This is a genomic window from Exiguobacterium sp. s127 (assembly GCF_018618695.1).
Classification (GTDB): domain Bacteria; phylum Bacillota; class Bacilli; order Exiguobacteriales; family Exiguobacteriaceae; genus Exiguobacterium_A; species Exiguobacterium_A oxidotolerans.
This window is the reverse complement of the sequence record NZ_JACSMO010000017.1, coordinates 16,168-39,482: the sequence shown is the minus strand read 5'-3', so window position 1 is coordinate 39,482 and position 23,315 is coordinate 16,168. Positions and strand designations below refer to the sequence as shown.

Annotated in this window: 20 protein-coding genes, 2 rRNA genes and 1 riboswitch; all 22 genes read left to right on the top strand. The window is 50.1% G+C overall.

All coding sequences use genetic code 11. The features are described from left to right. Window positions 1-135, top strand: a 23S ribosomal RNA gene (locus KNP98_RS15265); the annotation flags it as partial. A 46-nt stretch (window positions 136-181) separates the two neighbouring features. Further along, window positions 182-297: ribosomal RNA gene (gene rrf / locus KNP98_RS15260) — 5S ribosomal RNA — on the top strand. A gap of 117 nt (window positions 298-414) precedes the next feature. Then, window positions 415-615, top strand: a complete 201-nt coding sequence (locus tag KNP98_RS15255; RefSeq protein WP_029332581.1) for an NETI motif-containing protein — start codon at window positions 415-417, stop codon at window positions 613-615. Window positions 616-1,058: 443 nt separating this feature from the next. Continuing rightward, window positions 1,059-1,160: riboswitch (purine riboswitch) on the top strand. An 89-nt stretch (window positions 1,161-1,249) separates the two neighbouring features. Next, window positions 1,250-1,741: a 5-(carboxyamino)imidazole ribonucleotide mutase gene (gene purE, locus KNP98_RS15250; protein WP_088836265.1), complete on the top strand. Its 492-nt coding sequence runs from the start codon at window positions 1,250-1,252 to the stop codon at window positions 1,739-1,741. Beyond that, entirely contained in the window at window positions 1,738-2,841 is a 1,104-nt protein-coding gene (gene purK, locus KNP98_RS15245) for a 5-(carboxyamino)imidazole ribonucleotide synthase (RefSeq protein ID WP_214812204.1), read from the top strand. Before purE ends, purK begins: the two co-directional genes overlap by 4 nt. Beyond that, the gene (gene purB, locus KNP98_RS15240; RefSeq protein WP_214812202.1) at window positions 2,838-4,133 is read left to right on the top strand and encodes an adenylosuccinate lyase; all 1,296 of its coding nucleotides are present in this window, start codon (window positions 2,838-2,840) and stop codon (window positions 4,131-4,133) included. Before purK ends, purB begins: the two co-directional genes overlap by 4 nt. A 59-nt stretch (window positions 4,134-4,192) precedes the next feature. Then, window positions 4,193-4,900: a phosphoribosylaminoimidazolesuccinocarboxamide synthase gene (gene purC, locus KNP98_RS15235; protein ID WP_029332585.1), complete on the top strand. Its 708-nt coding sequence runs from the start codon at window positions 4,193-4,195 to the stop codon at window positions 4,898-4,900. Next, window positions 4,897-5,145 carry a phosphoribosylformylglycinamidine synthase subunit PurS gene (gene purS / locus KNP98_RS15230; RefSeq protein WP_159172781.1) on the top strand — a complete coding sequence of 83 codons (249 nt, stop codon included), beginning with the start codon at window positions 4,897-4,899 and terminating at the stop codon, window positions 5,143-5,145. The genes purC and purS overlap by 4 nt, the downstream gene beginning before the upstream one ends. Continuing rightward, a complete protein-coding gene (gene purQ / locus KNP98_RS15225) occupies window positions 5,142-5,825 on the top strand; it encodes a phosphoribosylformylglycinamidine synthase subunit PurQ (RefSeq protein WP_214770117.1) in 684 nt (227 codons plus the stop codon). The genes purS and purQ overlap by 4 nt, the downstream gene beginning before the upstream one ends. Beyond that, a complete protein-coding gene (gene purL / locus KNP98_RS15220; RefSeq protein WP_214812198.1) occupies window positions 5,806-8,025 on the top strand; it encodes a phosphoribosylformylglycinamidine synthase subunit PurL in 2,220 nt (739 codons plus the stop codon). Before purQ ends, purL begins: the two co-directional genes overlap by 20 nt. Beyond that, window positions 8,001-9,410, top strand: a complete 1,410-nt coding sequence (gene purF, locus KNP98_RS15215) for an amidophosphoribosyltransferase (RefSeq protein ID WP_214808638.1) — start codon at window positions 8,001-8,003, stop codon at window positions 9,408-9,410. The genes purL and purF overlap by 25 nt, the downstream gene beginning before the upstream one ends. Window positions 9,411-9,429: 19 nt before the next feature. Then, complete coding sequence (gene purM / locus KNP98_RS15210) at window positions 9,430-10,464, top strand: phosphoribosylformylglycinamidine cyclo-ligase (protein WP_088836275.1); 1,035 nt, start codon at window positions 9,430-9,432, stop codon at window positions 10,462-10,464. Then, on the top strand, window positions 10,461-11,036 hold the full coding sequence (gene purN, locus KNP98_RS15205) for a phosphoribosylglycinamide formyltransferase (protein ID WP_214766759.1): 576 nt from the start codon (window positions 10,461-10,463) through the stop codon (window positions 11,034-11,036). Before purM ends, purN begins: the two co-directional genes overlap by 4 nt. Beyond that, window positions 11,033-12,553, top strand: coding sequence for a bifunctional phosphoribosylaminoimidazolecarboxamide formyltransferase/IMP cyclohydrolase (gene purH / locus KNP98_RS15200; RefSeq protein WP_088836279.1), 1,521 nt, complete (start codon window positions 11,033-11,035; stop codon window positions 12,551-12,553). The genes purN and purH overlap by 4 nt, the downstream gene beginning before the upstream one ends. Before the next feature lie 15 nt (window positions 12,554-12,568). Then, a complete protein-coding gene (gene purD, locus KNP98_RS15195) occupies window positions 12,569-13,822 on the top strand; it encodes a phosphoribosylamine--glycine ligase (protein ID WP_214812195.1) in 1,254 nt (417 codons plus the stop codon). 662 nt (window positions 13,823-14,484) lie between these two features. Continuing rightward, window positions 14,485-16,224, top strand: a complete 1,740-nt coding sequence (locus KNP98_RS15190) for an adenine deaminase C-terminal domain-containing protein (RefSeq protein ID WP_088836281.1) — start codon at window positions 14,485-14,487, stop codon at window positions 16,222-16,224. 68 nt (window positions 16,225-16,292) lie between these two features. Continuing rightward, window positions 16,293-16,607, top strand: coding sequence for a YerC/YecD family TrpR-related protein (locus KNP98_RS15185; protein WP_029332595.1), 315 nt, complete (start codon window positions 16,293-16,295; stop codon window positions 16,605-16,607). 39 nt (window positions 16,608-16,646) lie between these two features. Further along, window positions 16,647-18,026: a TrkH family potassium uptake protein gene (locus KNP98_RS15180; RefSeq protein ID WP_088836282.1), complete on the top strand. Its 1,380-nt coding sequence runs from the start codon at window positions 16,647-16,649 to the stop codon at window positions 18,024-18,026. 12 nt (window positions 18,027-18,038) lie between these two features. After that, entirely contained in the window at window positions 18,039-18,263 is a 225-nt protein-coding gene (locus KNP98_RS15175; protein WP_214770103.1) for a hypothetical protein, read from the top strand. 77 nt (window positions 18,264-18,340) lie between these two features. Then, window positions 18,341-19,024 (top strand): heptaprenylglyceryl phosphate synthase, encoded by a 684-nt coding sequence (pcrB, locus tag KNP98_RS15170; protein ID WP_353048337.1) that lies wholly within the window; start codon window positions 18,341-18,343, stop codon window positions 19,022-19,024. A 43-nt stretch (window positions 19,025-19,067) separates the two neighbouring features. After that, the gene (pcrA, locus tag KNP98_RS15165) at window positions 19,068-21,293 is read left to right on the top strand and encodes a DNA helicase PcrA (RefSeq protein ID WP_088836285.1); all 2,226 of its coding nucleotides are present in this window, start codon (window positions 19,068-19,070) and stop codon (window positions 21,291-21,293) included. Window positions 21,294-21,307: 14 nt separating this feature from the next. Further along, the gene (ligA, locus tag KNP98_RS15160) at window positions 21,308-23,302 is read left to right on the top strand and encodes an NAD-dependent DNA ligase LigA (protein WP_088836286.1); all 1,995 of its coding nucleotides are present in this window, start codon (window positions 21,308-21,310) and stop codon (window positions 23,300-23,302) included. Window positions 23,303-23,315: the final 13 nt, after the last annotated feature.

Here is a 23,315-nt window from a genome sequence, read left to right as displayed (position 1 = left end):
AGCCCCCTCCAAGATGAGATTTCCCTTTGAGTAATCAAGAAAGACCCCTCAGAGACGATGAGGTAGATAGGTCACGGGTGGAAGCATGGCGACATGCGGAGCTGAGTGATACTAATCGGTCGAGGCCTTGTTCTAGCAGATGATTGTTGATGACTTCAGTTTTGAGGGCGCGAGCCCGTCGTCTGGTGACGATAGCCAAGTGGTCACACCCGTTCCCATGCCGAACACGGAAGTTAAGCACTTGAACGCCGAAAGTAGTTGGGGGCTTCCCCCTGTGAGGATAGGACGTTGCCAGGCAAACGGTGGTTCTGGAGCATACGCTCAAGGGCCGCCGCTTTTTTATGGACTTTTTTTGTATCTTGATGTTTTTTCAAAGATGCATGACTTATATAATAAGGAAGGAACGTGACACACATGGCAAAAAAACAAAAACTTCGAGTGGCTGTTGAAGAGAATGAAACAATCAGCGACTGCCTCGATCGGATTGATGCCATGGGTTATCGTCCGACTGTTCGACGTGAAGAACCGATTTTTGGATTAGATGCGAATGAAGAACCGTATCCGATTCGCCAACAGATCATTTTTGACTGTAAAGCGAAAACAGAATCTGACTGATTCCTTTAGACGCTCGCCTCCGGATTATTTGTCTCTGACAGAGGTGCGTAGCTCAGGATATGTATCAGGACGTCACGACCGAGAAGAACAGGTATAGAAGACGCCGATGAATCCGTATGAAAAACGGGGTCATCGGCGTTTTTGCTTACAAAAATGAACCGTCCGTTCCTCAAATAGAGGTTAGAGCAACGTCTGAGTCAGGCCGTGCAACGTCAATCATCCCAGTTCAGCAAACTACATTTTTTGACTACAGGCTAAGGTGAAGTTCACGTAACCGTGATACTTTGCCTTTTTTTGTACAACGAATATTAAAAATTCCGAATGCAATTAAAAAATGAATGAGCTAATTGTGTATAAAGACGAACAATAAATTTTCAGATAATTAAATTGTTCGCCTTTGGTTGACGGATGCTTCCTTGTCTTGTTAAGATGAAGGCGTGATAGGAAGATTGAATATAACACCTCGTATAATAGCAGGGATATGGCTTGCAAGTTTCTACCCGACGACCCTAAATCGTTGGACTATGGGGTATATGGATGTTCGTCGATCGTTCTTTGGCGTACCTTTTTATACCCTAAGCCACCCTTTTAGTCGTGGTTTGGGCTTTTTTTATGCAAAAAGGAGGAGACGAAGATGAGTAATGTGGAAATTGGCGTTATTATGGGAAGCCAGTCTGACTGGTCAACAATGAAAGCGACATGTGATGTACTCGATCAGCTGAACATTCGGTACGAAAAGAAAGTGGTCTCGGCCCACCGAACACCGGACTTAATGTTCCGTTACGCAGAAACAGCGCGCGAACGAGGACTGAAGGTCATTGTTGCAGGAGCGGGTGGGGCAGCCCACTTGCCAGGAATGGTGGCAGCCAAAACAACACTCCCCGTCATCGGGGTTCCGATTAAAAGCAAAGCTCTTCAAGGCATCGATTCCTTACTCTCGATCGTCCAGATGCCGGGTGGTGTGCCTGTCGCTACGGTTGCGATCGGTGAGGCGGGTGCAAAGAACGCCGGATTACTGGCAGCACAAATTCTTGGAACAGTGGACGAGCGGATTGCGAGAGCACTCGACCATATGCGCGTTGAACTAGAAGGACAAGTCATCGCTTCCGAGGTGCATCTGACATGACGAAGATTGGAATCTTAGGTGGCGGCCAGCTCGGACGGATGATGGCATTATCGGCACGCGAAATGGGATACGAACTCCTGACACTGGATCCGACGGAAAATGCACCTTGCGCGCAAATCACGGATCAACAAATTGTCGCAGACTTTACGGACGTCGAAGCAGCAAAGCGTCTAGCGCAAGAATCAGATGTCGTCACATACGAATTTGAGAACATCTCGCACGAAGTCGCGATGACAATCGGTGATAAGTTGGTCCACGGGACAGAGTTGTTGTTTCAGACGCAACACCGGATCCGGGAAAAAGAGATGATTGAACGACATGGTTATCAGGTCGCACCGTATCACGCTGTCCATACCGTTGCAGACTTGAAAGAAGCAGGCGAACGGTTAGGATTACCCTTCGTCCTGAAGACGGCTCGCTTCGGTTATGACGGAAAAGGGCAGACGGTCATTCGGACAACAGCTGATTTAGCAGGTGCCATTGAAACGTTCGAACCGACCGAATACGTCGCTGAAAAATGGTTACCGTTCGATCAAGAAATCTCCGTCATTGTCACACGGAGCGAACGGGAAACGCGTGTCTTTCCAGTCAGCGAAAACATTCACCGGGATAACATACTTCATCTGTCGATCGTTCCGGCCCGCATTTCAAATGAGCTGTCACAACAGGCAATTGATTTGGCAACGAACATTGCCGAAGCAGTCGGCTTGATTGGGACGCTCGCGATCGAACTCTTTGTTGTCGGTTCAGAAATCATCGTCAATGAACTGGCGCCACGCCCACATAACTCGGGGCATTATTCCATCGATGCGTGTGAGACGTCACAGTTTGAACAGCACATCCGTGCCATCTGTGGGCTCCCGCTCGGTGATACCCGTCTGACGACACCGGTCGTCATGGCGAACATCCTAGGTCAACATGTCACAGCATTATCCGAGGAACAACATACATTATCGGCACGGACGAAAGTTCACTTATATGGAAAGCAGGAAGCGAAGACAGGACGGAAGATGGGGCACTTGAACATCTTAGCGGATTCAGTCGAAGAAGCATTAGCCGAAGTCGAGCGCCTGCAAATCTGGAAGGAGACGGTTAGATGATCGAACGGTATACACGACCTGAGATGAAAGCGATTTGGACAGAACAGAATAAATTTGAGGCTTGGTTGAAAGTCGAAATCTTAGCTTGTGAAGCGTGGAGCGAGCTTGGTGTCATTCCAAAAGAAGATGTGAAACTCCTTTGGGACAATGCCTCGTTTGATGTGAACCGCATCAATGAAATCGAACAAGAGACACGCCATGACGTCATCGCCTTTACACGCGCTGTATCGGAGACGCTTGGTGAAGAACGTAAATGGGTCCATTACGGACTGACGTCAACGGATGTCGTCGATACGGCACTCTCGTATCTCTTGAAGCAAGCAAACGATATTCTCGCAGCGGATCTTGACCGCTTCATCGAGATTTTGAAAGTCAAAGCGAACGAACATAAATACACGGTCATGATGGGACGGACACACGGTGTCCATGCCGAACCGACGACATTCGGTCTGAAGCTTGCCCTCTGGTACGAAGAGATGAAACGGAACAAAGTCCGCTTCGACGCTGCACGTGAGACCGTCGAATACGGAAAAATGTCAGGTGCGGTCGGAACGTTTGCGAACATCGACCCGTTCATCGAAAAATATGTCTGTGAGAAGCTTGGAACGAAACCGGCGCCGGTCTCGACGCAAACCCTGCAGCGTGATCGTCATGCCCATTACATGTCGACGATCGCGTTAATCGCAACATCGATTGAGAAGATGGCGACGGAAATTCGTGGTCTTCAAAAAACCGAAACACGAGAAGTCGAAGAATTCTTCGCGAAAGGTCAAAAAGGATCATCCGCGATGCCACATAAACGTAACCCGATCGGTTCAGAAAACATGACAGGGCTTGCCCGGGTCATTCGTGGACACATGGTGACGGCTTACGAAAACGTCTCGCTTTGGCACGAACGGGACATTTCCCATTCATCTGCGGAACGGATCATTCTGCCGGACGCAACCGGTTTACTCAACTACATGTTGAACCGGTTCGGCAACATCGTCAAAAACTTGACGGTCTTCCCGGAAAACATGAAACGCAACATGGACCGGACGTATGGTGTCATCTTCTCCGGACACGTCTTACTCGCTTTGATTGAAAAAGGCTGGTCGCGTGAAGCCGCGTACGACTTCGTCCAACCACGGGCGATGCAAGCATGGGAAGAACAAATCATGTTCCGTGACTTGTTATGGCAGGAACAAGAGATTCAACAACTCTTTACAGAAGCAGAACTCGATGCTTGTTTTGATCCAACGTATCATACGAGCCGGGTCGATGAAATTTTTGAACGGTGTGGCTTGAACTAATCAACCTGAGACGGGGCATTGTCCCCGTCTACATCTTAGGATCCTGGGGGACGAAAGCAATGCAACCACTTTATGAAGGTAAGGCCAAACGATTATACACGACGCAGGAGCAGGACGTGCTCCGCATCGTCTACAAGGACGAAGCGACAGCATTTAATGGAGAGAAAAAAGCAGAGTTCGCAGGTAAAGGTGAACTGAACAACCGCTTGACGAGTCACTTCTTTGAAGTACTTGAAGCGGCCGACATTCCGACCCATTTCATTGAACGCATTTCCGAGCGCGAACAGCTCGTACGCCGTGTCACCATCATTCCACTCGAAGTCGTCGTCCGCAATGTCGTCGCCGGAAGCCTCAGCAAACGGCTTGGGATCGAAGAAGGAACAGTGCTCGAAACACCAATCGTTGAGTTTTACTATAAAGATGATAGCTTAGGCGATCCGCTCGTCACCCGTGCACACATTAATTTACTGAAGATTGCGACTACGGAAGAGCTCGATTTACTTGAACAAGAAGCGAACCGCGTCAATGCCGTCTTACGTCCGTACTTTGACGAAAAGGGGATCACGCTCGTCGATTTCAAACTCGAATACGGCAAAACACCGACAGGCGAGATTCTGCTGGCTGACGAAATTTCACCGGATACATGCCGTCTGTGGGATAAAGAAACGGGGGAGCACCTCGATAAAGATGTCTTCCGTCGCAACATCGGATCACTCATCGACACGTACCAAACACTATTCAATCGCCTAGGGGGAAACACACAATGAAAAAAGTCATCGTATCGATCGCATTACGGGAAAGCATTTTAGATCCACAAGGAGTCGCTGTCAAAGGTGGTCTTGCGCAACTCGGTTTTACGGGTGTCGAAGAAGTCCGGATCGGAAAACGAATCGAACTGCTCGTCTCGGATGAAACGACGGACACGATGATTCATGACATGTGCCAAAAGCTCCTCGTCAACACGGTGATGGAAGACTATCGTTTTGAAGTAGAAGAGGTGACGACGGCATGAAGTTTGCGGTCATCGTCTTTCCAGGATCGAACTGTGATTTAGATATGTACCATGCCGTCAAGGATGCGCTCGGTGAGGAAGCGGACTATGTCTTCCATACCGAAACGTCACTTGAAGGATACGATGGTGTCCTGCTTCCGGGCGGTTTCTCATACGGGGACTATCTCCGCTGCGGCGCAATCGCCCAGTTTTCACCAATCATGGAGGAAGTGAAACGATTTGCAGCAGAAGGGAAAACCGTTCTTGGTGTCTGTAACGGCTTCCAAATCCTTGTCGAAGCGGGTCTTCTCCCGGGTGTCTTGCACCGCAATACCGGACTGAAGTTCATGTGTCGGACGGTCGAACTGAAGGTCGAAAATCACGAGACACGTTTCACGTCAGATTATGCACCGGGCGAAACGATTTCGATTCCAATCGCCCACGGGGAAGGAAACTACTACTGTGACGACGCCACGTACGCGATGTTGCAGACGAATCAACAGATTGCCTTCACATACGTCGACAATCCGAACGGATCGCGCGGCGATATTGCAGGGATTACGAATAAAGCAGGGAATGTGCTCGGGATGATGCCACACCCGGAGCGTGCTGTCGAAATGCTGACAGGCGGAACAGATGGACTTAAGTTATTCACTTCACTCGTCAAACAGGGGGCCCACCATGTTAAAACAACAGTCTGAACCAACGATTGAGCAAATTCAGGAGCAACGGATTTATGCGACGATGGGACTTAGCGACGCGGAGTACCAGATGGTCGTCGACTTACTCGGTCGTCAACCGAACTACACGGAAACAGGACTCTTCTCCGTCATGTGGTCAGAACACTGTTCGTACAAAACATCAAAACCGGTCTTACGCCAGTTTCCGACGACCGGTCCCCGTGTCTTGCAAGGACCAGGTGAAGGCGCAGGTGTCGTCGATATCGGTGATAATCAAGCGGTCGTCTTTAAGATTGAAAGTCATAATCATCCGTCAGCCGTCGAACCCTACCAAGGGGCAGCAACGGGTGTCGGTGGGATCATCCGCGATATCTTTTCAATGGGAGCCCGTCCTGTCGCGTTGATGAACTCGCTTCGTTTCGGGCATCTCGGGACACCACGCGTCAATCAGTTGTTTGAACAAGTCGTCGCCGGGATTGCCGGATACGGCAACTGCGTCGGGATTCCGACGATTGGCGGAGAAGTCGGTTTCGACCGTTCGTATGAAGGAAACCCACTCGTCAATGCGATGTGTATCGGACTGATCAATCATGAAGATATTCAAAAAGGTCTTGCGAAAGGTGCCGGGAACTCGGTCATGTACGTCGGTGCGGCAACAGGGCGTGACGGCATCCACGGTGCGACCTTCGCTTCAGAGGATCTCGGTGAGGATACGGAAGCAAAACGTCCGGCCGTCCAAGTCGGTGACCCCTTCATGGAGAAGTTATTGATTGAAGCCTGTCTCGAAATCGTCGGCCATCCGGCACTCGTCGGGATGCAGGATATGGGCGCTGCCGGACTGACCTCGTCGTCAGCCGAAATGGCATCGAAAGCCGGCATGGGAATTGAAATGCACCTTGATGATGTGCCGCAACGTGAAACCTGCATGACCGCTTATGAAATGATGTTATCGGAGTCGCAGGAGCGGATGTTGCTCGTCGTCGAGCGCGGACGGGAAGCGGAAATCGAAGCCATCGTCAGCAAATGGGGCTTACATGCCGTTCATGTCGGCGAAGTCATCGAAGAAAAAGTCCTTCGCCTTGTCCAGCACGGAACGATTGTCGCTGAAGTACCGGTCGATGCCCTTGCGGAAGAAGCACCGGTCTATCAAAAGCCATCGCGCGTTCCGGCTTATTATGAAGAGTTCCAAGCAATGGAAGAGACGTTGCCGGTCGTCGAGGATGTCGTCGAAACATGGCGTGCCCTGCTCAAACAACCGACGATCGCGTCAAAACGTTGGGTCTACGACCAGTATGATCATATGGTTCAAACGTCAACCGTCGTTGCACCGGGTTCCGATGCAGCCGTCATCCGTGTCCGTGGCACGAACAAAGCACTCGCGATGACGACAGACTGTAACAGTCGTTTCGTTTACCTCGATCCGTTCGTCGGTGGTCAGATCGCCGTCGCTGAAGCCGCCCGCAATATTGTTGCAAGTGGTGCAACACCACTTGCGATCACCGATTGCCTCAATTTCGGGAATCCGGATAAACCGGAAGGCTTCTGGCAACTCGAACAAGCGACGGCCGGGATGGCTGAAGCCTGCCGCGTGCTCGAGACACCGGTCATCGGCGGAAACGTTTCGCTCTACAATGAATCAGCCGGCAAAGCCGTCCACCCGACGCCGGTCGTCGGAATGGTCGGGTTACATGACCAGACCGACTGGATCACGACACAACACGTCAAGCAAGCAGGCGACGCAATCTACGTGCTCGGTGAGACGTTACCGGAGTTCGGTGGCAGTGAACTCCAATACATGCAATTCGAAAAATCATTCGGGAAAGCACCACGCATCGATTTGAACGTCGAACAAACCCGTTTACGTGCCTTACAAACAGCCGTTCAGGCAGGGCTCGTCACAGCCATCCATGATGTCGCGGAAGGTGGACTCGCCGTCGCCTTGGCAGAAATGACATTCGGAACGACGCTCGGTCTCGACGTGACATTTGAAGGACCGGCGTTACATCTCTTCAGTGAATCACAATCCCGGTTCGTCGTATCGGTGAAGCCGGAGCACGAGGCAGCCTTCGTCGAACAGACAGGTGCTGAAAAACTAGGTCACGTCACAGCAGAGGATTCGATTCAAATCAAGACAACGGACACACTCATCGAAGCAACACGTTCAACACTGCAAGCCGACTGGGAAGGGGCGATCGCGTGTTATATGACATCAAAGGATTAAATGAAGAGTGTGGGGTATTCGGGATTTTCGGACAACCGGAAGCGGCACAACTTGCTTATTATGGTCTCCACAGTCTGCAACACCGGGGGCAGGAGGGCGCAGGAATCGTCGCGAGCGACGGCAACCTGCTTCTTCCACACCGGGGACAAGGACTTGTGACGGAAGTTTTTTCACAAGAGACACTCGATTCGTTAGCCGGACAGCATGCGATCGGACACGTCCGTTACTCGACAGCTGGTGGCAACACGCTCGAGAACACACAACCGCTTCACTTCAAATCACGGACGGGTGACTTGGCACTTGCCCATAACGGGAATCTCGTCAATGCCGATTCGTTAAAACATTTACTTGAGGCGGAAGGGGCGATTTTCCAGACAACAAGCGATACGGAAGTCGTCGCCCACCTCGTCAAACGGAGTAAACTACCGACACTCGAAGACCGGATTGCCGATAGTCTGGCGCGGCTTGTCGGTGCATTCGCCTTTCTTTTTTTAACGGAAGATACGTTGTACGTCGCCGTCGATCCACATGGTCTGCGCCCGTTATCACTCGGGAAAACACCAGATGGCGGCATCGTCTTTTCATCGGAAACGTGTGCTTTTGATATCGTCGGGGCCGAGTTCATTCGTGACATCGAGCCGGGAGAGCTCGTGACGATCACGACGTCCGGCATGTCCTCACGGCAGTATATGGAACCGCATGAGCGGGCGATGTGTTCGATGGAATACATCTACTTTTCCCGTCCCGATTCGATGATTGATGGGGTCAATGTCCACACGGCACGAAAAGCGCTCGGGAAAAAAATGTTCGAAGAAGCACCGGTCGAGGCAGATGTCGTCACAGGTGTTCCGGATTCAAGTATCTCCGCTGCGATTGGTTATGCGGAAGCGAGCGGGATTCCCTACGAGATGGGATTGATTAAAAACCGTTACGTCGGACGGACGTTCATTCAGCCGTCGCAAGAATTACGGGAACGCGGCGTTAAAATGAAACTGTCGGCACTACGGGGTGTCGTCAACGGCAAACGGGTCATCATGGTTGATGATTCCATCGTGCGTGGGACGACAAGCCGCCGCATCGTTGGACTGTTACGCGAAGCCGGGGCAACGGAAGTTCATGTCCGCATCACGGCGCCGCCCATCACGAATCCGTGTTATTACGGCATCGATACGTCGTCAAAAGACGAACTGATTTCCGCCCGCCTGACACCCAGTGAGATTTGCCAAGAAATCGGTGCTGACTCACTGGAGTTTCTGACAGTCAACGGAATGGTCAATGCGATTGACCGTCCGTTCGATGGTCCACTGAAAGGACAATGTACGGCTTGTTTCACAGGCGAATATCCAACACCGATCGGTGCAATTGAACTAGAAGCCAAACTTTGAATAGATGGGGGAACAAAGCATGAGTAAACAATACGAAGCAGCAGGTGTTAGCCTGACCGCAGGGTACGAATCCGTATCCCGGATGAAAAAACACGTCGCCCGTTCGATGCGGAAGGAAGTCATGACGGGACTCGGAAGTTTCGGTGCAATGTTCGACCTCAGTCAATTGAATCTAAAAGAACCGGTCCTCGTCAGCGGGACAGATGGCGTCGGAACGAAGTTAAAACTTGCCTTCGCCCTCGACCAACACGATACGATTGGGATTGATTGTGTCGCGATGTGTGTCAACGACATCATCGTTCAAGGCGCAGAACCGCTCTATTTCCTTGACTACATCGCACTCGGTAAAGCCATTCCGTCGAAAATCGAACGGATTGTCGCCGGTGTCGCCGAAGGCTGTGTCCAGTCGGGCTGTACGTTAATCGGTGGCGAAACGGCAGAGATGCCAGGGATGTATGCAGACGGTGAGTATGATATTGCCGGCTTTGCCGTCGGTGCCGTCGAAAAACAGAAATTGATTACTGGTGAAGGCGTTACACCCGGTGATGTCATTTTAGGGCTCGCGTCGTCAGGTGTTCACTCGAACGGATTTTCACTCGTTCGGAAAATCGTCGAAGAAAGTGGTCTTCAGTATGAAGATGAATTGATGATGCTCGGTAACACGATCGGCAATGCCTTGTTGATGCCGACACGGATTTATGTCGAAGCGGTCAAAGCAGCGCTCGAAACAGAGAAGATTCAAGCGATGGTCCATATCACGGGTGGCGGTTTCTATGAAAACGTACCACGTGTCCTCCCGGAAGGTTGCGGGGCGACGTTTGATCCGAAAAAATGGCCGACGTTACCGGTCTTCGATTGGCTTGAACAAGCCGGAAACATTCCGCGTGACGAGATGTATAACGTTTTCAACATGGGGATCGGCTACATGATGATCGTCAAGCCGGAACACGTGGCCGAAGTGACGGCACGCCTGGCGCGCGAAAATGAAACGGCCTATACGATCGGGACGGTGACAGATCAAGACGGGATTCGCATCAAAGGAGTCGACCAATGAGGCTTGCCTGTTTTGCTTCCGGAAGCGGGAGTAATGTTGAAGCGTTATTTGAAGCGATTGAGGCAGGACGTTTACAGGCGACGATTGAACTCGTCGTCTGCGATCAAAAAGAGGCGCTCGTCATCGAGCGGGCACGAAGACGTGGCTGTGATGTGTTTGTTTTTACAGCCAAGGACTACCCGGATAAACCGTCTTTTGAACGCGAAATCGTTGCGGAACTAGAGCGGCGAGACGTGGAACGGATTATCCTAGCCGGATATATGCGTCTCGTCGGTGATGTCCTTCTCGCACGGTATGCCGGACGAATCGTCAACATCCATCCGTCGCTGCTTCCGGCATTTCCAGGAAAAGATGCCATCGGGCAAGCATTTCGTGGCGGAGTTAAAATCACAGGTGTTACAATTCATATAGTCGATGAAGGAATGGATACGGGACCAATCATGGCACAGGAAGCGGTCCGTATCACTGAGGATATGACGCGGGAAACGCTACAGAAAGCGATTCAGCAAGTAGAGCACAGATTGTATCCGCAAGTCATCGAAGAGTGGATTAAAGAGGGGGCAAACGTATGAGAGCGTTAATTAGTGTATCGGATAAAACAGGAGTCGTAGAACTGGGACAAGCCTTTCACGAAGCAGGGATTGAACTTGTATCGACAGGCGGGACCCATCAAGCACTTGAGGCAGCAGGACTTCCGGTCATCGGTATCAGTGAAGTCACACAATTCCCGGAGATGCTTGACGGTCGTGTGAAAACGTTACATCCAATGGTCCATGGAGGTTTACTTGGACGTCGTGATTTAGAGACGCACCGCGAACAAATGGCAGAGCAACACATCAAACCAATCGATTTCGTTGTCGTCAATTTGTATCCATTTAAGGAAACGGTTATGAAAGAGGACGTTCCTTACGCAGACGCAATTGAAAACATCGATATCGGTGGACCGAGCATGATTCGCTCTGCTGCGAAAAACCATGCAGCCGTGACGGTTGTCGTTGATCCAGCAGACTACAGCGAAATCATCAAAGAAATCAACCTCGGTGGAACGACGTTTGAAACACGCCAAAAATTAGCAGCGAAAGCCTTCCGTCATACGGCAGCCTACGACGCCTTGATTGCGGACTACTTCTTGACACAAACGGGAGAAAAATTCCCGGAGCAATTAACGATTACGCTCGAGAAGGTACAAGACTTACGCTATGGAGAAAATCCGCATCAGGAAGCGGCGTTTTATAAAACACCGATTTATCGTGGGGCGTCTCTTGCATCAGCGAACCAACTGCACGGAAAAGAATTGTCATACAACAATATTCAAGATGCCAATGCCGCACTTGAAATCCTTGATGAGTTCCGCGAAGCAGCAGCCGTCGTCGTCAAACACATGAACCCGTGTGGCGTCGCTGTCGGTCCGACAATCGACGAAGCCTTCCGCCGGGCGCATGCAGCAGATCCGGTCTCGATCTTTGGCGGCATCGTCGCTCTGAACCGTGAAGTCGATCTCGCGACAGCGGAGCAGCTCAGTGGCATCTTCCTTGAAATCATCATCGCCCCATCGTTTACGACAGAAGCGTTCGAGCTGTTGGCAGCGAAGAAAAACCTGCGTTTGCTTGAACTGGATGTCAAACGTGTCCAAGCGATTCGCTATACAGCCGTCGCTGGCGGTATGCTTGTCCAAGATAGCGACGATGAGACGTTAGATGATGCAGCAGCACGTGTCGTCACGGACCGTAAACCGACAGCAGCCGAATGGGAAGACTTGAAGCTCGCATGGCGTGCTGTCAAACACGTCAAGTCGAACGCGATTGTTTTAGCGAAAGATGAAGTGACGGTCGGTGTCGGGGCAGGGCAGATGAACCGTGTCGGGTCGGCGAGCATCGCCATCGCGCAAGCCGGTGACAAGGCGATTGGTGCATCTCTCGCATCTGACGCCTTCTTCCCGATGCGCGATACGGTCGAAGCCGCGGCGGCAGCCGGGATTACGGCAATCATCCAACCGGGTGGGTCGATTCGTGACCAAGAGTCGATTGATGCGTGTAACGAACACGGCGTCACGATGATCTTTACGAATGTCCGTCATTTCAAACACTGAGTGGAGGCGACTTGCATGAAGGTATTAGTAATCGGAAAAGGCGGGCGTGAACACGCGCTCGTCTGGAAGCTAGCACAAGATGAACGAGTCAAAACGATTTATGCCGCGCCGGGAAATGTCGGGATGACGGAAGCCACATGTGTCCCGATTCGGGAAGATGCCATCAGTGAGCTTGTCCAATTTGCTAAAGACGAACAGATTGATTGGACGATTGTCGGACCAGAGGGCCCACTTGTCCTCGGTGTCGTCAATGCCTTCGAAGCAGCGGATCTTAAGATTTTTGGTCCTTCGCGTGAAGCGGCGGCACTTGAAGGAAGTAAACAGTTCGCCAAAGGATTGATGGAACGGGCAGGGATTCCGACGGCAGCATTCGCTGTCTTTACATCGGCAGAAGAAGCGAAAGCGTATGTCTCCCGTCAAGGGGCACCGATCGTCATCAAAGCAGATGGTCTCGCAGCAGGTAAAGGCGTCACGGTGGCGACGACGCTCGATGAAGCAGTTCGCGCAATTGAAGACATCTTCGCCGGTGACTTCGGTGACCAAAGTAGTGTCGTCATCGAAGAATGTCTCGTCGGAGAAGAGTGTTCCTTGATGGCATTCGTCCATGAAGAGACCGTCATCCCGATGGTCTTGTCGCAAGATCACAAGCGCGCCTTCGATGGTGATGCCGGACCGAATACCGGTGGAATGGGAGCTTACAGCCCGTTGCCTCAATTCGATGAACAAGCCGTCACGGATGAAGCGATGACACGGATCTTGCGTCCCCTCGTCGAGCAGATGGCAAGCGAAGGGATTCCCTTTACAGGATTCTTATACGCGGGTCTGATGTTGACGAACCGCGGACCGTCCGTCATCGAGTTTAATGCGCGGTTCGGGGATCCGGAAACAGAAGTCATCTTACCGCGTCTCGAAACCCCCTTGCTCGATGTCATCATCCCGCTCGCAGCAGGTGAGGAACCTGAAGTCCTGTGGTCTGATGCTGCGACGGTCGGTGTCGTCATCGCGGCAGACGGATATCCGGAACGACCGCAGACAGGACAACCGATTGATCTTACATCAATCGATTCGAAAGTCTTAGTCTTTCATGCCGGGACGACAGAAAAGGACGATACACTCGTTTCAGCAGGCGGGCGTGTCCTCGTCTGTGTCAGTCAAGCCGCGACGATGGAAGCAGCAGTCGCTGATATTTATCAAGGGTTAGCTTCGTTTGATCAAACCGGTTTCTTTTACCGGACGGATATTGCGAAAAAGGCGTTTCGGACAACATGAATTTGAATATAACTGTTATGTAAAAGCCAAGCGATTTCGCTTGGCTTTTTTTTGAAAGAAGGGTTTTGACAAAAAGTTTTTCCTTCTTGTGCTTTTCCTTGTAAGAGTCACGAGAAGCGAAAGCTGTGTCGGGATGTCGTTTTTTGAGAGGTTGGTTTTGACAAAAAGATTCTTCCTTCTCGTGCTTTCCTCGGGCGAGGCGCGAGCCGTTGCTCCTTGATTCTACGAACAAGTAGCAGGGTCTCGCCTGCCTCTGACAGCGCGAACCGCGCTATTCCCCGCAGGAGTCACGAGAAGCGAAACTTTTGTCAGGACGCGACTTCCGACTTGAATCGCTTCTTAGCGAAAAGCAATCAAGAGCGACCCTGCAGCGTAGCGAAGCGGCGCGAAGGATTGCCGCTAGAAGACGATTCGAGAAGGAGAGGAGCGGCTGACATGATAAGCATCAGGTTCGATACAGTCCAACACCGGAAAAAATGTGAGAAGAGCAGACGTTCAATCGAAGGAACAAGCGAAAGTTGATTGTCTTCCTTGACAGTTTTGTGTTATTTTGTCGAAATAGGTCGGATATACATGAAATTACCTTGAAACTTTTTTGATAACATTTTAGTATAAGAAGTATAAGAAAGCGTTTTCAGAAAATAAAAGGAGGTCGAGCTTTCGTGAAAAAGAATTGTGGAAGGTCCCCTTGGACGAAAACTGAAGTACGTGGTCACCAAGCGGTCATCAGCGGACAGCTTGCACCTACACTCGTACTTGAAAATGCGACGTACTTAAATCATGGGTTGAAAGCATGGCGCACGGCGAATATCTGGGTTAGCGGAGACCGGATTATCTATGTCGGACCGGATATGCCGGACCAGGCGGACGAGGTCTACGATGCAACAGGGAAATTCATCGTACCAGGATACATTGAACCGCATGCCCATCCCTTCCAATTATATAATCCGGCGACGCTCGCGAAGTTTGCTGCGGAGCGTGGAACGACGACACTCGTCAATGATAATATGCTCCTTTTGTTAGAGCCCGTCGAGCAAGCGTTTGCACAAGTTGAAGCGTTAGCGGATATTCCGACATCGATGTATTGGTGGGCACGACTCGACGCACAGACGGAACTTGATGCAGATAGTATCTCGATTGACAACAAGCGGATTCAAGCCTGGCTCAAACATCCCCAAGTTATTCAGGCGGGAGAATTGACAGGATGGCCCCGTCTTTCACAAGGCGATGATGAGTTACTTCAATGGATGCAGGACGCGATGAAGCTCGGAAAACCGATTGAAGGGCATTTCCCGGGAGCATCTGCGAAAACCCTGACAAAGATGGCACTTTATGGCGTAACGAGTGACCATGAGGCGATGACGGTCGAGGAAGCATTGACGCGTCTTGAATTAGGATATACGACGACGATTCGTTACTCATCGATTCGTCCTGATTTACCGGACATTTTTGCAGGACTTGTCGAAGCCGGATTACAAAATTATGAAAAGGTTCTCGTGACGACAGATGGTTCGACACCGTCCTTCTATAAGTCTGGTTTGATGGACGAGACGGTCCGCTTGATGCTTGCTGCGGGAATTCCGGCAGAAGAAGCGTACCGGATTGCCTCGTACAATGCAGCACGTCACTTTAATCTTGATCATCTCCTGGGAAGTATCGCACCGGGACGGATTGCCCACTTAAATATTTTAGAAGCGATCGATCAACCGACACCCGTCGATGTCCTAGCACGCGGGACGTGGGTCCGGCGCGACGATATTCCGTGCTACCCCGTTGAAGCACTCGATCAAGCGATGGAATTAATGCAGAAGTCTGAAGTCAGCGTCTCATTGACGGATCAAGATTTTTCATTCAGCATGCCGGTTGGTCTTGAGATGATCAACTCGGTCATCATGAAATTGTATCAAGTTGAACATGATACGAGTGTGCCTGTCTTACCTGCCGATTGCAATGAGTCGTTTTTAATGTTGCTTGATCGGCAAGGGAAATGGCGCCTTAATACGGTTTTGAAAAACTTTGCGACGAACGTCGGGGGGATGGTCAGTTCCTATTCAATCAGTGGTGATATCTTAATGATCGGGAAATCGAAACAAGATATGCAGGTGGCGTTTGAACGGATGAAAGCATTCGGTGGGGGAATTGTTCTCGTCGAAGACGGGGAAGTGATTGCCGAGATTCCGTTGACGTTGATGGGACAGACTTCTGATTTACCGCTCGAAGACTTAATCGTTCAGGAAACAGCATTGCGTGAAGCGTTGTTCGCACGGGGGTACCAATTCGAAGATCCGATTTATACGTTATTATTCCTTGCATCGACGCACTTGCCGTATGTCCGCATCACGCCGCAAGGCATCTATGAAGTCCTTCGGAAAAAAGTTCTTTTCCCAGCGATTTTACGCTGATGCTTGAAATTTAAAACGTCGCGCTTTAAACTATTAAAGAGTGATTGAATGGGAAAGGAAGTTACAAGATGCAACTCGATAAATTACGAGGGAAAGAACTCGACCAATTATTTACGGCCATCATGAAGATGGATTCATTAGAAGATTGCTACACTTTATTTGAAGATTTAGCGACGGTCAACGAGATTCAAGCGCTTGCGCAACGTCTCGAAGTGGCACGTCAACTACGTGAAGGAAACACGTATCATAAAATCGAGAAGGCGACCGGGGCGTCGACGGCGACGATTTCACGTGTGAAACGTTGTTTGAACTATGGCTCTGGTGGTTACGATTTAGCGTTAGCACGTTTAGGTTTGAAAGAAGAAACAGTAGCGGATAACTAATCGGTTATCCGCTGCTTTGATGAAGGAGGACGAACCTGGATGGATTTAGCGTTTCAACAAAAGATTCAGCATTTCATTCGAAAACTGACGCCGATCCAGTCGCTCGTCATCATCTATTTCGTTGCTGTCATCATCGCAATCATTTTATTAGGACTACCGTGGTCGACCCGTGGAGACTATGACTGGGATTTTACAGACTTGGTGTTCATGGCGGTTAGCTGTGTCAGTGTGACCGGATTGACGACCGTTTCCGTCTCCGATACGTTTACGACGTTCGGATATTTTATGATCATGATTTTGGTGCAGGTAAGTGGAATTGGCTTGATGTCGCTCCATATCGCAATGTGGGTCATCTTGGGGAAGCGAATCGGTTTTCGAGAACGGCAACTCGTCGTTCGTGATCAAAACCAGACGACGATGCAAGGGGTCGTCAAATATATCCGTGAAGTCATCTTAATCATTCTTTCCATTGAATTGATCGGTGCACTTATTTTAGGCCTTTATTATACGAAATACTTTCCGACGATCGGTGAAGCAATGTTGCAAGGTGTCTTCGGTTCAGTCAGTGCGACGACGAACGCAGGGTTCGATATCACAGGAGAGTCGCTTCTTCCGTTTCGAGGAGACTTATTTGTCGTCTTTATGCAAATCGTCTTATTGACACTCGGTGCGATTGGTTTCCCTGTACTTGTTGAAGTGCGACGATACTTTGCCTACCGGGCAACACGTCAATCGACACGACAACCGTATCACTTTTCGTTATTTACGAAACTGACAGCCTCGACGTTCTTCATCCTCGTCCTGTTCGGGACAGGCAGTCTGTTGCTGTTTGAATGGAACCAGTCCTTTAAAGGATTACCGATTGATGAAAAAATTGTCGATGCGCTGTTCCAGTCGGTTACGACACGAAATGGTGGATTGACGACGGTTGATATTACGACATTTTCACAAGCTTCCGTCTTCGTCTTATCCATTTTAATGTTCATCGGTGCTTCTCCATCATCCGTCGGTGGGGGGATCAGGACAACGACGTTTGCTGTTGCATTACTTAGTGTTGTCGCCTTCATCCGTGGAGAATATGGAATCAAGATTTTCGGACGTGAAATTGACCAATCGGACATTTGGAAATCGTTCGTCGTCATTGTCGTTTCGACGGGAGTGACGATCATCGGATTGATTGTCTTGCTCATGTTCGAGGATGCACCATTCCTTGTGCTGTTCTTTGAAGCATGTTCCGCATTCGGAACGACCGGGTTATCGCTCGGGATCACGAGTGAGTTATCGAATGTCGGAAAATGGACATTATCGATTTTAATGTTCATCGGACGAATCGGTGTCATCTCGTTTGTCTTACTCTTAAAAGCGAATCAGCCAAAACGAAAATACAATTATCCGAAGGAATCCGTCATTATCGGTTAAGGAGACGATTGCATGAATCGTACATTTTGGATTAATTTTGGTTACATCTTTGCTGTTCCGGCCTTGCCATTTCTGGCAATCGTCAATGGACGGGCACTCTGCTCGCCTGAATCATCGTTACTCGACGTCCCGGTGCTCGGTTTTTTTCTCGCTGAGCCATGGGCATTCGCCGTCCTTTACGGATTTTTAGCGCTCGGACTCGCAGCACTCTTAACGAAACGACGCGCGACTACTTGACCTATCTCGCCCTGCGCGAGATGGGTTTTTGTTTTATACTAATTAGAGATGAACAAGATAGGAAGGATGGGACGAACGTGTTACTACCGTATGATGAATGGCGGCATGTCTTTAAATTAGATCCAGCAAAAGAAATCGAGGAGACGACCCTCGCAGCAATCGCAACCTCTGGAACAGATGCAATCATCGTCGGCGGAACCGATGATATTACGCTGGATGCGACGCTCGACTTACTGATGCGTCTGCGAAGATATCCGGTCGCGGTCGCACTTGAAATTTCTGAGCTCGAAGCGGCGACGATGGGGTTTGATACGTATTTGACTCCGAGCGTCTTAAATAGCGGTACGCTAGAATATCTGGTCGAAAAACAGGTCGAAGCCTTACAGGAAGTCGGGCATATGCTGGCCCATGCCGACCTGGTCGGGGAAGGCTACATCGTCTTGAATCCGGAGGCGAAGGTCGCGCACGTCACAAAAGCAAAAGTATTACAGGACGAAGAAGTCGTCGCCTACGCTCAACTCGCGGACAGTGTGTTCCGTCTGCCGATCGTCTATCTTGAGTACAGCGGCGTCTATGGCAATCCGGAAGTCGTCGCAGCCGTCAAGGACGTCGTCCGGCAGGCGCGGCTGTTTTATGGGGGCGGAATCGATTCCGTCGAGCGGGCTCGGGAAATGTTCCGGTATGCTGATACGATTGTCGTCGGAAATATCATTTATGAGGATTTAAAAGCAGCACTTGCGACAGTAGAAGCAACACGATAAAATATAAGAACAAAAGTTCGGAAAAAAGAAATGAGGCTATTACATGTTTAATTTAAGTGAACAGCTCGTGAGCGGATTGAATCCGGAGCAGGCGAAAGCGGTCAAACATACGGACGGTCCCTTGCTGATCATGGCAGGAGCCGGTTCGGGGAAGACACGTGTTTTGACGCACCGTGTCGCCTATTTGATGGCGGAAAAACAAGTCGCACCATGGAACATCTTAGCGATTACCTTTACGAATAAAGCCGCACGGGAAATGCGTGACCGAATCGGTCGTTTAGTCGGCGGGGTCGCAAACGACATCTGGGTCTCGACCTTCCACTCGATGTGTGTCCGGATGTTACGTCGTGATATCGATAAGCTTGGTTACGACCGGAACTTTACAATCCTTGATTCAAGCGATCAGCAGTCGGCACTTAAATTGGTCTTGAAAGAACAGAACCTTGATCCGAAGAAATGGGATCCACGGTCGATGCTCTCTATTATTTCAAGTCAAAAAAATGAATTACGGAGTGCTGAGTTCTATGCGTCAATCGTGACAAATCCATATGAAAAAACAGTCGCTGAAATTTATAAAGGATACGAATCCGTCTTACGCCGCAATAATGCGCTCGATTTCGATGACTTGATTGGCAAGACAACAGAGTTATTCAAACAAGCACCGGACGTACTCGCCTTTTATCAAAAAAAATTCCGTTACATCCATGTCGATGAGTATCAAGATACGAACAAAGCCCAATACGATCTCGTTAACTTATTAGCAGCCGCACATCAAAACCTCTGTGTCGTCGGTGACTCCGATCAGTCGATTTATCGCTGGCGTGGTGCGGATATCGCGAACATCTTGTCGTTTGAAGAGGATTATCCGACAGCCCGCGTCATCTTGCTCGAACAAAACTATCGTTCGTCCAAACGAATTCTTGATGCGGCAAACCATGTCATCAAAAACAACAGTACACGAAAAGATAAAAAGCTTTGGACGGAAAATCTCGAAGGGGAAAAATTGATTATCCATACGGCGGAAAACGAGCGGGAAGAGGCCTTTTACATCGTCCAAGAAATTCGCAATTCGCTACGTTACGGGATGAAGCTTAACGACATCGCAATTTTGTACCGGACGAACGCTCAATCGCGTGCAATCGAGGAAACGTTACTGAAGTCAAACGTACCGTACAAAATGATTGGCGGAACAAAGTTCTACGATCGAAAAGAAATCAAAGACGTTCTTGCCTATCTCCGCCTGATTTCGAACCCGAACGAGGATTTATCCTTTGCCCGAATCGTCAATGAACCGAAACGTGGAATCGGGGCGACAACGATTGATAAATTACGTGACTTCGCTGATCTTCAGGGTGTGTCCTTGATGGATGCCATCCGTGATATCGAATTGTCGAATATCGCACCAAAGACGGCAGCTAAATTGACGGATTTCCGGACGATGATCATGGGGTTACGCCAGATGCAGGAATTTATCAGCATCTCGGAGCTCGTCGAGGAAGTTCTTGAAAAATCAGGCTATCGTCAAGTCTTAAAGGAAGACAAGACGCTTGAAGCACAAAGTCGTCTTGAGAACATCAACGAGTTTATCACTGTCGCGCAAAATTTCGAGAAGGAGACAGAAGGAGAAGATCCGGAAGACCGGACGATCATCGCCTTCTTGACCGACTTGACACTCGTCGCCGATGTTGATTCGCTTGATGAAACGGATCCAGGTGAGCAAGTCACGTTGATGACGTTGCACTCGGCGAAAGGGCTTGAGTTCCCGGTCGTCTTCCTGATTGGAATGGAAGAAGGTTTGTTCCCGCACAGCCGTTCGCTGCAAGATGAAGACGAGATGGAAGAAGAACGCCGCCTGGCCTACGTCGGCATCACGCGAGCAGAAAAACGACTTTATCTCTCGCATGCGCGGATGCGCTCGTTATACGGACGGACAAATGCGAACCAAGAATCGCGTTTCTTAGCCGAGTTACCGGAAGAAGTTATCGAACGGACTGGTAAAAAACCCAAACCACTCCCATGGGAAGATCGTCCGGTTCCGCAAGGGAAAGCTGTTATCGGTCGTTCGGTCACGAAACCGACAGCGATGAAAACATCCGGCGCCGAGTCACTTGGCTGGAATGTCGGGGACAAGGCAGAGCATGGTAAGTGGGGGCAAGGTACGGTCGTCCAAACACGTGGGTCTGGCGATAGTCTTGAGATTGATATCGCGTTCCCGGCAGTCGGGATTAAACGGCTGCTTGCAAAATTCGCACCAATTAAAAAGGTATGAGTGGAGGCGTCAAAATGGAAGACCAAGCACGCATCGAAGCATTGCGCCAAAAACTAAATCAGTACAGCTATGAATATTACGTAAAAGATCAGCCGACCGTACCGGATAGCACGTACGATCAATTGCTACGGGAACTGACTGAACTGGAAACGGCCCATCCGGAACTGATTACGGCGGATTCTCCGACCCAACGTGTCGGAGCAGCGCCACTCGAAGCATTCGAAAAGGTGACGCATGACTTACCGATGCTCTCACTTGGCAACGTCTTCGATGAAACGGAGATCCGGGAATGGGTCGAGCGGATTGAACGGTCGCTCGGTCGTGCAACGACATATGTCGCGGAGCTGAAGTTCGACGGACTCGCGATTTCTTTAAAGTATGAAGACGGACTACTCGTTCGTGGGGCGACACGGGGTGACGGAACGGTCGGGGAGAACATTACCCAAAACTTACGGACGATTAAAGCGTTACCGTTACGTCTGCGTGAGCAGGAGACGGTTGAAGTTCGCGGCGAAGCCTACATGCCGAAACAATCGTTCGAGCGCTTAAACGAGGAACGGACGGCACGCGAAGAAGCATTATTCGCCAATCCACGAAATGCCGCAGCCGGTAGCTTACGGCAACTCGACTCGTCGATAACGGCGTCACGCAATTTATCGTTATTCGTCTACGGTGTCGGTGTCAATACGCTGACGGCGCGCTCTCATAGTGAAGCGATGGAACAACTGGCACAGCTCGGTTTACCGACGAACAAAGAAATGAAAACATGTCAGACGGTAGAAGATATTTTAGCGTTCATCACGTACTGGACGGCAGAGCGTGCGACATTGCCGTATGAAATCGATGGCATCGTGCTCAAGGTCGACCGTTATGACGATCAGGAAGAACTCGGATTTACTGCGAAGAGTCCACGGTTTGCGACCGCCTATAAATTTGCTGCTGAAGAAGTGATGACGACCGTCGAAGAAGTTGACTTTAGTGTCGGACGGACCGGGAAAGTGACACCACGCGCAAGGTTCGCACCCGTCGTCGTTGCCGGTTCGACCGTCAGTTATGCGACGTTACACAACGCGGACTTCATCATGGAAAAAGATATCCGCCTGCACGATCAAGTCATCATTAAAAAAGCGGGGGACGTTATTCCGGCTGTCGTCAGTGTCGTCGTTTCAGAACGAACGGGGGCGGAACAACCGATTGAATTCCCGAAACAATGTCCTGCCTGTCAGTCGGAGCTCGTCCGCCTCGAAGGTGAAGTCGACGTGCGCTGCGTCAGTCCGGAATGTCCCGCCCAGTTGACGGAAGGCATCATCCACTTCGTCTCGCGCCAAGCGATGAACATCGATGGGCTTGGTGAAAAAGTTGTCCGTCAACTGTATGAACATCAAGCAATTCGGACGCTTGCTGATTTGTATCGTCTCGATCGTGACGAACTCTTGACCTATGAACGGATGGGAGAAACGTCAGTCGATAAGTTACTGGCGGCAATCGAGGCGTCGAAACAAAATTCACTCGAACGCCTCGTCTTTGGTCTAGGGATCCGTCTCGTCGGTCAAAAAGCAGCGTATCTGCTCGCAGAACGTTTTGATACGTTAACCGGAATCGCGCAAGCAAGTTACGATGAAATTGTGGCGATCGACGGAGTCGGCAGTAAAATTGCTGACTCGATTACGCAGTACTTCGAGCATCCGGAAGCACAGGCACTAATTCAGGATTTAGCAGCGCTTGGACTGAACCAACAGTTTCTTGGTCAACGGATCGATCAATCGAATGCACCGTTCTCCGGGAAAACGATTGTTTTGACCGGGACACTGGAATCGTTAAAACGTTCGGAAGCTGGAAAGCGTCTTGAGATACTCGGTGCGGACGTGACCGGGAGTGTTAGTAAGAAAACCGATATCTTAGTCGCAGGTGAAAAGGCGGGGTCGAAGTTGACGAAGGCTGAATCACTCGGAATTGAGATTTGGGATGAGGCACGATTGCTGGAAGAATTGGCACGACACGAGGCGTGATTTAAAATAAGCG